Consider the following 11,888-nt stretch of genomic DNA (forward strand, 5'->3'; position numbering starts at 1 on the left):
GTCACACGACCACGAAGGAGCATCATGCAGATCGGATACAAATTGTCGAGCGAGGCGTTCGGGCCTCAGGAGCTCGTGCGCCAGGCGTTGCGCGCCGAGGAGGCGGGCTTCGATTTCGTGGAGATCAGCGACCACTACCACCCGTGGGTGGAAGAGCAAGGGCACTCGCCGTTCACGTGGACCGTGCTCGGCGCCATCGCGGCGCGCACGACGACGCTGGGTCTCGCGACGGGCGTGACGTGTCCGACCTTCCGTTACCATCCCGCGATCATCGCGCAGGCCGCCGCGACGCTGGCGGTGCTCTCCGGCGGACGTTTCACGCTGGGCGTCGGAGCCGGCGAACGGCTGAACGAGCACGTGATCGGAGCGTTCCCCGGCGTGCACGAGCGACACGACCGGCTGCGAGAGGCGATCGAGATCATCTCGATGCTGTGGCAGCCCGGATACCACAGCTATGACGGCCTGTACTACACGGTCGACGACGCCCGCGTCTTCGACCTGCCCGAGACGCCGCCGGTGATCGCTGTCGCGGCGAGTGGCAGCATGTCCGCCGCGCTCGCGGGGGAGCTGGGAGGCGGGCTGTTCGCGGTGGAGCCCAAGGCATCCATCGTCGAGGGCTTCAGGTCGGCCGGTGGCACCGGGCCGAGGTTCGCCGAGGTGCCGCTCGCGTGGGCGCCCACCGAGCAAGAAGCCGCGGAGGCCGCTCACGAGACGAGCAGATGGGCGCTCGGCGGGTGGAAGGTGATGAGCGAGCTGCCGAACCCGGTGAACTTCGAGGCGGCATCCAGAACCGTACGCGTCGAGGATGTTCGCGAGCAGTTCGCGTGCGGACCGGACGTGGAGAGGCACCTGGCGGTGATCCGGCCGTTCCTGGATGCGGGCTTCGACCACATCGTGCTGCAGAACGCGGGGCCGGATCCGGACGGTTTCTTCGACTTCTTCGTCGCCGAGCTGGAGCCCCGGCTGCGAGGCGGGGGGGTAGACGGACCGCTCACTGCACGCGCGCGATGATCAGCAGCAGCCACACGATCGTCCAGCCCGGGATCGCGGCGAAGAAGCACGCCATGACGACGAGCCGCGGCGGCTGCGGGAGGAACACGCGCACCAGCACCATCGCCCCATAGAGCACAGCCACAACGATGGCACCGAGCACCGCGAGCGGAACGCTGTTGCGAAGCTGCAGCAGCAGCACGAAGACGCAGATCGCCGCCATGATGGCACCGACGACGAGCCACACCCGTCCCGTCGAACTGCGCAGCGCCGGCTGGTTGCGCACCAGGGTGGGGTCGCGACGCTCGTCCGGTCGTCTGGCCATTCTCCGATGGTCGACGGAAGCGAACGGCGCCTGAAGGGGTTGACACCCACCTGCGCCCGACCGGCGCCGGAGACGGACGTCGCGCGTTCGCGCACTGCTACTCCTCCTTCTCCTTCTTCGCAACCGCTTCATACCCCAGCGCAGCGGTGGTTGCTTCGAAGTGTCGTTCGGATCGCCCGCCGCCGACAGCGAAACCGCCCCCGGTGCGTTCAGCACCGTGAGAGAACGGTGCGCCAGCACCATGAAGCGAAGCGAGGAGAACCATGCCGCCGCAGCATCTCAGCCGCAGCGTTCGCCGCGACCTCCGCCAGGCATCCGACTGGGCTCGACGTGTGCGTCGCCGCGAGCGATTCCGCAGCATCCGCCGGCAGGATGCCGAGAGCACCCACCTGGGACGCCGCGAACTCGTCGTGAACCACCTCCAGCTCGCCGACGCGATCGCCCACCGCTACGCGGGACGCCGTCAAGATGCGGACGACCTGCGCCAGGTCGCCTACCTCGGTCTCGTGAAGGCCGCCGAGCGCTTCGATCCGGAGCGATCGGACGACTTCGCCTCGTTCGCGGTGCCCACCATCGCCGGCGAGATCAAGCGGCACTTCCGCGACAACTGCTGGTTCGTGCGGCCCCCTCGGTCGCTGCAGGAGCTGCGGAGCACCGTGGAGCACGAGGTGCCGCGGATGGCCCAGCAGCTCGGGCGCGACCCGAGCCGCGATGAGATCGCCGAGCATGTCGGCCAGCCTGCTGACCGCATCGAGGAGGCGATGGGCTGCAGCCGCGCGATGCATCCGGTGTCACTGGATGCCCCGGTCTCCAACGCAGACGAGCGCACTCCGTTCGGCGACCTGCTCGATTCCGGCGACCAGACGCTCGAGCGGGCAGAACGCGTCCAGTCGCTTCGGCGGGCGTGCCGGGAGCTGCCGCCACGCGAGCGCCTGATCATCTACCGCCGCTTCTACGAGGAGCGCACCCAGTCCGAGATCGCGCAGGAGATCGGCGTGACCCAGATGCAGGTGTCACGCCTGCTCACCTCGACGCTCGCCCGTCTCCGGTCGCTGCTCGGCGGCGCGGAGTGGTTCGCCGCGTGACGTCGTCAGCGGGTTGCGTTAGCCGCTGCGCCAGCCGCTGCGCGGCCTCGAGCACATCGTCGGCCGTCACCGCGAGAAGCGCCGGGTCGGGCTCCGACGCGAACGTCTCGCCGCGCCGCAACGAGGCATCCGTGAGCGCGATGTGCGGTCCGGGTGGCGGGCCCCACTCCTCCACCGGTGCTGGCCCGAAGATCACGACTGAGGGAGTGCCGTAGGCGGATGCCAGGTGCGCGGCGCCCGTGTCGGCGGTGATCACGAGGCGGGCGTCGGCGAGCATCGCGGCCAGTTCGTCGAGTGCGAGGCGTCCGGCGAGCATCGCCTCGGCGGGGAGCCCGGATGCCCGCACGACGGCTCTGGCGCGCTCGCGGTCCGCCTCTCCCCCGGTGATCACCACGGTGTCGCCTTCCGCGGCTCGTGCTCGCGCGACGACAGCGAAACGGTCGACCGGCCACTGCCGCGAGCCGTAGAACGCCCCGACGTGGATGACCACCGCGTCGGACGCGAGCGGGGGCGCAGACGGGATGAGGATGCCTACGTCGGTGTCACGGGCATCCACTCCGAACGCGTTCACCAGGCGCACCCACCGTGTGCGCTCGTGGATGCCATCGAGCCACTCCGGCTCCCTCGGGTCCCGTCGGATCACACCTTTCATTCCGTCACCGGGCGCGTGCTGGATCACCTCGCGCGCGTTGAGCGCCGCGATCAGTCCGCGACTCTCCGGGCCGTTGCCGTGCAGGTTGGCCGCGATGTCGACCAGACCCGGCTCGATGGCGAGCGGGTCGTCGAGTCCCTTGGTCGGAAGCAGCGCGCGGATGCCCGGCACGAGCCGCGCGATCGGCACGAGCCACGCGGGCCCCGCGAACACGACCGCGTGGTCGTCGAACGTGCGGGCGAGGCCCTTCAACGCAGGGGCTGCCACGAGGAGGTCGCCGAGCTTGAGGGCACGCAGGGCCAGCAGCAAGGGCCGGTCGTCGATCGGGGCGAACACCTCGAGCGCGGCGGGTCGGGAGTTGGTCGGCATTCTCAAGGAATCTCACGAGTCGGCTGCGTCTGGCCACCCCTTGCGTGGCGCGTCACGCGCTCCCGCATTCCCGTCTCGCATCCGCGCTTCGATCCACCTAGCTCGTTGCGGCCATCGGCTGCTTGACTGGCGTTGCAACGATGCAAGACGACTGGTAGCTTCGCCATGAGCCGTTGGCACCCGAGCACATGGAGGAACAAGAACGATGACGACCACGCTTGCGAGTGTTGATGATGAGCTTCACGCGATGGAAACGTCTTCGGGACCGCGGCCGGAGTATCCGCGACCTCAGTTCGATCGCAGCCACAGCTGGCGCTCACTGAACGGGATCTGGCAGTTCCGCCGGGAGGGCTGTGGCGAATCGACCGAAGCGATCACGGTGCCGTTCTCCTGGGAAACTTCCGCTTCCGGTGTCGAGGCACACTGGCTGGAACGCGCCGAGTACCGGCGCGTCTTCACGCTCCCGTCGACGTGGTCGGGAAGCCGGATCGTCTTGCACTTCGGGGCCGTGCACCACGAAGCCGTGGTGCACGTCGACGGCACCACCGTGGGGTCTCATAGTGGCGGTTACGTTCCTTTCGAGTTCGACATCACGGAGTCGCTTGCTTCGTCTGAGGAGCACGAAGTCATCGTTGAGGTGTACGCGCCCAACGACAAACGGTTCATCGCACACGGCAAGCAACGCAGCACTCCCCGAGACGACTACGACAGCTGTGCCTTTACTCCGACTAGCGGGATCTGGCAGCCGGTCTGGCTCGAAGCGCGGCCAGCGACATACCTCGCGGATCTCACCCTGCGGTCGACCCCGGATCTCGACGGCATCATCGTCTCCGGTCGGGTTCTCGGTACCGCCGCCGGCGCTTCACGAGTTCGCCTCAGAGTGGACAACGAGCCCAAGGAGAACGGATCCCCGCTTGCGGAGGCCGAGGTGGATGCCGTTATCCTCGCCGCCGGACTCACGCTCACGCTGCCTTCGCCGCAGTTGTGGTCGCCGGCGGCGCCCCACCTCTATCGGGTCTCGGTCACCGTCGATTCCCTTGACGGCACCGACGTCGTGGAAGGCGTCACCGGACTCCGGAAGATCGAGACACGGAATGGCGGCATCTACCTGAACGGCGAGCGGATCTCATTCCGCGGCGTGCTGGACCAGGGCTACTGGCCGGCGACAGGCGCTACCGCGCCTGACGACGACGCCTTCATCCGTGACCTCGAGCTCGCGCGAGACGCCGGCTTCAACATGGTGCGCAAGCACCTCAAACTCGAGGACCCTCGGTTCCATCACCACGCAGACCGGATGGGGATGCTGGTGTGGGCTGAGCCGGCCTCGACGGGCCGGTTCAGCGCTGCATCCGTCGAGGCCTTCGAGGACCAGATCGAGCCCATGGTTCGCCGTGACGGCAACCACCCGAGCATTGTCGTCTGGGGACTCTATAACGAGGAATGGGGTCTGGACTGGGCGCTCCCCGAAGACCCGGCGAAGCAGGATGCCGTGCGCGCGGCGCGTTCGACCTTGCTCCGCTTGGATTCGACGCGTCCGGTCGTGGACAACTCGGGCTGGACGCACCTGGCCACGGATCTCGTCGACTGGCATGTGTACGACGAACACCCAGCCGGTTGGGCCAGCAAGGTCGCCGACCTCGTGGCCGACGACAACCCGACGTTTCCCGTAGCCGTCGCCGTGGACAAGATCGTGCAGAAGCAGCTCATGGTCGAGGGCCCGGTCCCGCGAGACATCCCGTTCATCAACAGCGAGTTCGGGGGCGGCTGGACCTCACTGGATCGCGGCTGGAACCTGCACTGGCAGACGCAGGAACTCCGGCGTTATGACTCGATTGGCGGCTGGGTGTGGACGGAGCTCAACGACATCGAGCATGAGAGTGCGGGCGTCGTCTACGCGGACCGGAGTATGAAGGATCACGGCGGACGCCTTCCGCGTCACGCGAATGCGGAGACTGCCACGGTGTTCGATCTCGTACCTGAGGCTCCGGGCCGGGACCTCGTGACTGCAGACGGGCGCGTTTTGCTCGATGTACACGTCTCGCACCACGGGACAGCGTCGATGAGCATTGACGTGCTCGTCGCCTGGGGATCGGTATTCTCCACGGAGCCCTCGAGTGGCACCGAATATGTCGGATCGGTGGATGTGGAACCGTTCCGCTTCAGCCCTTCAGTCGCCATCCGATCCGTGCTCGCGCCAGAAGCGAGCAGCGGCCGCCTCCACGTGTTCCTCGTTCACGACGGCACGGTGGTGGGGCGCGGCGCAGTCGACGTGGCGCGCGCCCAGTGACGGATGGCGTCCGGCCGGGCTCGAGCGTCAGCTCGAGCCGGCCGACGCTGCGGCGGTTCCGACCGTGCTCTCGCGGATGACCAGTCGATGCTCGACGAAGATCTCCTCCGGAGAGAGACTTCCGTCGTCCTCGAAAAGCGCGGCCACTCGTTCGATCGCCTTGCGTGCAATGGCGGCGCGGTCCGGTGCAACCGTCGTCAATGATGGTGTCTGGAACTGCGCGGCGTCGATGTCGTCGAACCCGACGATGGCTATCTCGTCGGGTACGCGGAGCCCCGCCGCAAGCGCGACCCGCATCGCGCCAATGGCGACGAGGTCGTTGTAGCAGAAGAGGGCATCCGGTGGCCCGTCCGGATGCTTCAGCAGTTCTGTCATGGCGTCCGCGCCGTCGGAGAAGTGGAACGTGGATCGCGGGATGATGAGTGAAGCGTCCACGGGGATGCCCCGTTCGCGATGGGCCTGCACGTACCCGTTGGTGCGAAGCTGTGCCGTCTCACCTGTCTCGTATGGCTGGTCGCCTATGGCCGCGATACGGCGACGACCGAGAGCGAGCAGGTGTTCGGTCGCTTCCCGCGCCGCAGCGATGTTGTCGATGGCGACGTGGTCGAACTCGCTCCCCGCGATGCGCTCGCCGAGGAGTACCAGGGGCCGGCCGGGGTCGCGTTCGGGCAGCTCGGAGCGGGAAAGGGCGAGCGGACTCAGGATGATCCCGTCAAAAAGCGCGGCCATTCCCTCGCGTTGGATGAGTTCTCGTTCTCGGTCCGGCTGCCCGTCGGTCTGGTCGATGACGACCGTGTACCCGAACTCTCGCGCGATTGTGACAACCGCTCGAGCCAGCTCGGCGAAGTACGGGACATCGATTTCGGGCACGATCAACGCGAGCAAGCCGCTGCGCCCTCTCTTCAGGTTGCGCGCCAGCACGTTCGGTCGGTACCCGAGCTCAGCGACCGCCTGCTCGACGCGCTCCCGTTTGTCATCCGAGACCCGGGCGTATCCGTTCACCACATTGGAGACGGTGCGGATCGATACGCCCGCGCGTTCCGCCACATCACGCAGACGGGGTTGCCCGCTCAACGACGACTCCTCTGCCCCACGGATGACGACGGCTGCGGCACCGATCGCCGATGCCGCACGTTCAGTATGTCTTGGTTCTGCGCTTTCACGTCACCCGGTGGTGCTGCCTTGAAGCAGCCCGCCACGGAAGTAGCGCTCGAGCAGCAGGAAGAGTGCGATCAGGGGGATGACAGTGATCAGACCACCTGTGATCAGGACGGGAACGAGTTCCGCTTTCGAACCGGTCTCCGCCGCCTGTGAGAGCGAGGCCAGCCCCACCGTGAGCGGGTAGAGGCTGTTCTTGCTGAAGATGATCAACGGCAGAAAGTAGTTGTTCCACACCGCGACGACCGTGATCAGCAGCACCGTCATGATGCCGGGGAACGACAATGGCACGACCATTCGAAGAAAGATGCGTAGCTCACCTGCACCGTCGAGCCTCGCCGCCTCCAGAAGGTCGCGGGGAACGGATGCGTCGATGTACGTACGCATCAGATAGATGCCGACGGGCGACACCATGCTCGGCAGGATCATCCCCCAGACCGAGTTGACCAACCCGACCTTCGAGTAGACGAGGAACAGCGGCAACGCGATCGAGGTCAGGGGCACGAGAAGAGTGGCCATGACGAGGAAGAACATCGCATTCGCGCCTCGGAACCGATACCGCGCGAAGCCATACCCGGCGAGCGTCGAGAGAACGGTCGCGCCGATCGCTCCCCCGACCGCATACAGCAACGTGTTCCCAAGCCATTGCGCGAAGACCCCGGCGCCGCTGATGTTCTGACCGAGCGCAAGGATGTTGTTCCAGAGTCGGAAGTCGCCGCCGAACCAGAATCCGAACGTCGAGTAAATGTCGGCCTGCGACTTCGTGGCGTTGATGAGTAGCCACACCAAGGGTGCCAGCACGAAGATCGCGAACAACACCGCGATCGCTGTGAGCACAACACGGGTCGTCTGGGAGAGCCCGTAGAGGTGCACCGGGACCTGATCCGCTTGAACTGAATGCCTGCGCCGGTGAGATAGGACTCGCTCTGCGTTCGCGGTCATCGGAACTCCCCATTTCGACGACGTACGGCGAACCCGGCGACCGAGATCGCTCCGATGATCAGCGCAAGCACGATGGCCGCGGCCGCTCCCAACTCGTACTCACCGCTTCCGATCGCGGTGTTGTACACGAACAGCGATGGCGTGAAACCGAACGAAACCGCCTGTGGTTGGAATGCGGCAAGGATCGAAGGCTCGGTGAACAGCTGTAAAGCTCCGACGGAGTTCAGGAACACCAGCATGACGACCGACGGCATCACCATCGGCAACTTGATCCGGGTGATGATCCGCCACAGCGACGCGCCCTCCACGATCGCCGCTTCGGTGACTTCCCGCGGAATCGACTTCAGCGAGGTGTACAGGATGGTCATGTTGTAGCCCGTCCACTCCCAGACGACGATGAGCATGATTGTCGGCAGGATCAGCCCGCTGGAGAAGAAGTCGACGTTTCGCAGGCCCAGCGCGGAGAGAATCTCGGTGTACGGCCCGAACCCGGGGAGAAGCAGGAACGACCACATCACCGAAGCGACCACACCGGGCACAGCGAACGGCATGAAATAGACAGTGCGGAAAAACTTACTCCCGCGAATCACGCCCGCATCGAACAGCGCAGCAAAGGCGAATGCGATAGCGATCGTCAGCGGAACTTGGATGACGCCGAAGACCAACACCCGGACAACGCCCGACCAGAAGGGACCGGACTGCAGGATCGTGAGGTAGTTGCCGAACCCGGCAAACTGGGTTCCGCCCACCAGCTTCGTGGTGAACAAGCTCGACCAGATCGCATACACGGTGGGCACGAGCATGAAGAGTGCCAACATCAACATGTGCGGTGCGATGAAGACCGCGCCCGCCCACTCCTTGCCGGCACGGCGTGCCCGCCGGCGGCCACCTCCCGAAGGAGATGTCCGCACGGCGGGCGAACCTGCTGAGCTCATCCGAGGTGTACTGATGACGTCTTGCGACATGCGGTCAGGACCCGGTGACAGTGAAGCCCTGAGACTTCGCGTACTTCGTCATCTGCGATTGGAACGTGGTGAAGGCCTGTTGGAGAGTCTCCGTTCCCTTCGTCACCCCCGCAAAGGTCGACGTCCACTGCGTCAAAGCGGCCGTCATGATCGGCGGCCACTGGGCGGCTTCGATGTTCTTCGCGGCCTGTGCGAACACGACGTTCGGCGTCGACGTTCCAGAGATCGGAAGCGTGCGGTGCTGGAACGAACTGTCGTTCAGCAGCGGCAGATAGCCCGGGAAGGCACCTCCCACGTCTCCGCTGAGGATCTTCCATGACGCGTCGGATCCGCCGAACCATTTGACGAATTCGGCCGCCTGCTTCGCATGCGGAGTGCCCTTGATCACAGCGAGCGTAGAACCGCCCCAGTTGCCAGTGGCCGTACCGCCTGCGGTTCGCTGCGGCAGAGGGGCGGCACGCCAGTCGCCTATGGTCTTCTTGATGCTCAGTTGCATGCCGACAGGACCCCATGCCGGGCTCAGCCGTGCGGCGTTTGCACCGCTGTCAAGATTGGCCCACTGCGCCGGCGAGAAGTCCGCCGCGGTGGTGACCTCCTTTGCATCGATGAGCTTCTGCCAGTACGTCGCGAACGATTCCTGCGCGTCACCGGTGAAGTCGATGCCCAACTTCGAACCGCCCTTGTAGCTGAACGGGAATGCTCCGTACTGCTGCATGAGCGCCAGCACATCCTGCGCGCTCTCTGGATCGAAGTTCGTGATGGCAGCCGACGAATCCTTCGCGTGCAGGGTTGCGGCATCCGCCGCGAACTCATCCCACGTCGTCGGGACCGGGATCCCTGCCGAGGTGAACTGCGCTTCGTTGTACCACAACGCCATCGGTCCCAGATCGACAGGCATCGCATAGATGTGCGAGCCCTGCGTGACCTGACCCCACGCTGCCGGCGCCTCGTCTGCCTTGGCGGATGCGAGACCGTACTTCGACAGGTCCACGAGGCTGTTCGTGATCTCGAACGACGGGAGCTCGAAGTACTCGATCGTCGCGATGTCGGGCGCGCCGTTGCCTGCCTTGAGCGCATCCGTAAGCTTCGTGTACTCGGCTGTCGTCGCTCCCGCATTCTCTAGAGCGACACAGATGTCGGGATGCGTTTTGTTGAACTGCTCGACCGCGAGGTCGTAGCCTGCCGGCCAGCCCCAGAACGTCAATTTTGTCGCCTTCGCCGAGCATGAGGCGGTCGTCGTGGATGTCGGGCTGGGTGTCGAGCCCGAAGCGCCAGAGGTCCCACCGCTCGAGCACGCGGCCAGGCCGAGGACGGTCACGGTGGCCAGCGCTACCGCCGCCAAGCCCCGTCTGCCCACTCGCGTCTTCCGGCGGGATTGCGCTCTTCCTTGCACGGTCATCGGTCGGGTCTCCTATCGTCTTCGATGGCGGTTGCCGGCTGCGGCACCGCAGTCACCATACGACAGACGTTGCATCGTTGCAATCGCCGTGAATCCAAAGCAGCCAACTTCCTTGCCATCGTTGCAAAATAGTGACATTCGGGAACGCCAAGCACCACAGCCTAAGCGCTCGACCAACCGCTCCAGCGGTCGACGTGGATCACGATCACCGGTCCGTCCGGACGGCGCTCGCGATACTGCTCGTACCGCTCGACGAGCGCATCGATCGAATGCTCTGTCTCTTCGGCATCCACGACGACGGTCGCGTTCCCGTCGACGCGCACCCACCACAGGTCGTCCCAATCGTCGCTGTAGTGGTCTGCAAGCAACGCGACCCGCGGATGCCTCGCGATGTTGTCCAGACGCAGCAGCGCGCGCGTGGTCTTCGGCTTGTGATCCACCGAGGTGTAGACGAGGTCGCCCCCTACCGCGAACGTGACGGGAACGATGTGCGGACTTGCGTCGGCGCGGACTGTCGCCAGCCGGGCGACGGGCGCGGATGCCAGCCGCTCACGGGCATCCGTCTCGCTGAGCTTCATTGCGGCACCGCTCTGCGCTTCATGGTGACGATTGTCCTCGGGCTGCCGTCAGGTCAGGAAGACCACCGCACACCGCAGCAGCGGGCGAGCCCCGGATCACCGTGCGGATGTCGATGATCGATTCCCAGCGGTGCTGCAACCTGCGGGCATCCGTCGGCACATCGCCGGCAAACGCTGCGGCGCCCAGCGTGGTGCGGCTGACGGTCAGTCGAGCCGCTCGTCCTCTGCGTGCGCGCCGTAGTAGGCGGACTGCCGGCGCATGAGTTCGCTCATCGGAACGTCGCGGGCGACACCGTAGACAGTCCGGCGGAAGTCGAGGTCGCGTTGGATCGCCCAGATCTCGTCGTGCTTCTCGGGCGGCAGGATCTCGGCCGGATCGCCCACCGCCACCCATCCGATCGGGACTACGGCGCCGACGGGCACGACAGTGTTCACGTGCACGACGCCGTTGATCCGCACCTCTGCGCCGGCGCCGATACGGCTGCCCGGGAACAACGATGCGCCCGTCGCGATGAACGCTTCGTCGTCCACGACGCTGCCGTTCACATGGCTGTGCGGGCCGATCAGCACGGAGGATCCGATGCGCACCGGATGCCGCACCCGACCGCGGACGAGCGCGTGCTCCATCACGACGCAGTTCTCGCCGATGGTCACCTCACCGTCTTCCGCGGTGACGACAGCGCCGTGCAGGATGCGCACACCCGCAGCGATTCGAACGTCGCCCACGATCACGGCAGACGGAGCGATATAGGCGGAGTCATCGATCGATGGCGACGCGCCGCGGTGACGAAAGAGCATGCGAGGACTCCGATCTTCGCCCTCACGATAAGCCGGGCCGGTGGCCGTTAGAAGGGTGGTGGGTCGCTGTCGTATCCGGTGGGGGTGCGGACGCGGATGCCGCCGTCGGGTTTCGGGTCCAACCGGATCCTGGTCACCGTCTTCAACCGGTGGAGCCGGGGTTTCAGCGGGGCCAGGTTCGCTACGTCAGTGGGTCCGCCGTGTTGTCGTTCGAACCAAGTAGCGCGGAATCCCAGGCGGTCACCGCCACCTCGGCTCGGAACCCGCACCAGCCATCCCCCGATCCCCGCGAGGCTTCGAGAATCACCAGTCGCGATCATCATGCGGGCCTTCCCGTGGA

Annotated in this window: 11 protein-coding genes; 3 read left to right on the forward strand and 8 right to left on the reverse strand. The window is 65.9% G+C overall.

Annotated elements, in window-relative coordinates; genetic code table 11:
• Window positions 1-24 precede the first annotated feature (24 nt).
• Window positions 25-1,011 carry an LLM class oxidoreductase gene (locus tag ACYVI5_RS15670; protein WP_460581035.1) on the forward strand — a complete coding sequence of 329 codons (987 nt, stop codon included), beginning with the start codon at window positions 25-27 and terminating at the stop codon, window positions 1,009-1,011.
• On the opposite strand, the gene ACYVI5_RS15675 is transcribed toward ACYVI5_RS15670, so the two are convergent.
• On the reverse strand, window positions 992-1,315 hold the full coding sequence (locus tag ACYVI5_RS15675) for a hypothetical protein (RefSeq protein ID WP_460581036.1): 324 nt from the start codon (window positions 1,313-1,315) through the stop codon (window positions 992-994). The genes ACYVI5_RS15670 and ACYVI5_RS15675 overlap by 20 nt on opposite strands.
• Window positions 1,316-1,578: 263 nt before the next feature.
• Between ACYVI5_RS15675 and ACYVI5_RS15680 the strand changes: the two genes are divergently transcribed.
• Complete coding sequence (locus ACYVI5_RS15680; RefSeq protein ID WP_460581037.1) at window positions 1,579-2,400, forward strand: sigma-70 family RNA polymerase sigma factor; 822 nt, start codon at window positions 1,579-1,581, stop codon at window positions 2,398-2,400.
• Here the strand turns inward: ACYVI5_RS15680 and ACYVI5_RS15685 are convergent.
• Window positions 2,339-3,421, reverse strand: coding sequence for a glycosyltransferase family 9 protein (locus ACYVI5_RS15685; protein ID WP_460581038.1), 1,083 nt, complete (start codon window positions 3,419-3,421; stop codon window positions 2,339-2,341). The genes ACYVI5_RS15680 and ACYVI5_RS15685 overlap by 62 nt on opposite strands.
• A 247-nt stretch (window positions 3,422-3,668) precedes the next feature.
• Here ACYVI5_RS15685 and ACYVI5_RS15690 point away from each other — a divergent pair, with 247 nt between their 5' ends.
• The gene (locus tag ACYVI5_RS15690) at window positions 3,669-5,708 is read left to right on the forward strand and encodes a glycoside hydrolase family 2 protein (RefSeq protein WP_460581039.1); all 2,040 of its coding nucleotides are present in this window, start codon (window positions 3,669-3,671) and stop codon (window positions 5,706-5,708) included.
• Between the two features lie 27 nt (window positions 5,709-5,735).
• On the opposite strand, the gene ACYVI5_RS15695 is transcribed toward ACYVI5_RS15690, so the two are convergent.
• From ACYVI5_RS15695 to ACYVI5_RS15720, 6 genes are all read right to left on the reverse strand, one after another.
• Complete coding sequence (locus ACYVI5_RS15695; RefSeq protein ID WP_460581040.1) at window positions 5,736-6,782, reverse strand: LacI family DNA-binding transcriptional regulator; 1,047 nt, start codon at window positions 6,780-6,782, stop codon at window positions 5,736-5,738.
• A gap of 90 nt (window positions 6,783-6,872) precedes the next feature.
• On the reverse strand, window positions 6,873-7,808 hold the full coding sequence (locus tag ACYVI5_RS15700; protein WP_460581041.1) for a carbohydrate ABC transporter permease: 936 nt from the start codon (window positions 7,806-7,808) through the stop codon (window positions 6,873-6,875).
• The gene (locus ACYVI5_RS15705) at window positions 7,805-8,719 is read right to left on the reverse strand and encodes a carbohydrate ABC transporter permease (RefSeq protein WP_460581042.1); all 915 of its coding nucleotides are present in this window, start codon (window positions 8,717-8,719) and stop codon (window positions 7,805-7,807) included. Before ACYVI5_RS15705 ends, ACYVI5_RS15700 begins: the two co-directional genes overlap by 4 nt.
• Window positions 8,720-8,777: 58 nt before the next feature.
• Window positions 8,778-9,977, reverse strand: a complete 1,200-nt coding sequence (locus ACYVI5_RS15710; protein WP_460581043.1) for an ABC transporter substrate-binding protein — start codon at window positions 9,975-9,977, stop codon at window positions 8,778-8,780.
• A 356-nt stretch (window positions 9,978-10,333) separates the two neighbouring features.
• Window positions 10,334-10,750, reverse strand: a complete 417-nt coding sequence (locus tag ACYVI5_RS15715) for a PNPOx family protein (RefSeq protein WP_460581044.1) — start codon at window positions 10,748-10,750, stop codon at window positions 10,334-10,336.
• Window positions 10,751-10,954: 204 nt separating this feature from the next.
• A complete protein-coding gene (locus ACYVI5_RS15720) occupies window positions 10,955-11,548 on the reverse strand; it encodes a gamma carbonic anhydrase family protein (protein WP_460581045.1) in 594 nt (197 codons plus the stop codon).
• Window positions 11,549-11,888: the final 340 nt, after the last annotated feature.

The organism is Humibacter ginsengisoli (assembly GCF_054780095.1).

What these genes read in the sequence shown, in the direction of transcription:
- ACYVI5_RS15715 (WP_460581044.1), bottom strand. Translation starts at nt 10,750, where the DNA reads ATGAAGCTCAGCGAGACGGATGCCCGTGAGCGGCTGGCATCCGCGCCC.
- ACYVI5_RS15680 (WP_460581037.1), top strand. Translation starts at nt 1,579, where the DNA reads ATGCCGCCGCAGCATCTCAGCCGCAGCGTTCGCCGCGACCTCCGCCAG.
- ACYVI5_RS15670 (WP_460581035.1), top strand. Translation starts at nt 25, where the DNA reads ATGCAGATCGGATACAAATTGTCGAGCGAGGCGTTCGGGCCTCAGGAG.
- ACYVI5_RS15720 (WP_460581045.1), bottom strand. Translation starts at nt 11,548, where the DNA reads ATGCTCTTTCGTCACCGCGGCGCGTCGCCATCGATCGATGACTCCGCC.
- ACYVI5_RS15685 (WP_460581038.1), bottom strand. Translation starts at nt 3,421, where the DNA reads ATGCCGACCAACTCCCGACCCGCCGCGCTCGAGGTGTTCGCCCCGATC.
- ACYVI5_RS15690 (WP_460581039.1), top strand. Translation starts at nt 3,669, where the DNA reads ATGGAAACGTCTTCGGGACCGCGGCCGGAGTATCCGCGACCTCAGTTC.
- ACYVI5_RS15675 (WP_460581036.1), bottom strand. Translation starts at nt 1,315, where the DNA reads ATGGCCAGACGACCGGACGAGCGTCGCGACCCCACCCTGGTGCGCAAC.
- ACYVI5_RS15700 (WP_460581041.1), bottom strand. Translation starts at nt 7,808, where the DNA reads ATGACCGCGAACGCAGAGCGAGTCCTATCTCACCGGCGCAGGCATTCA.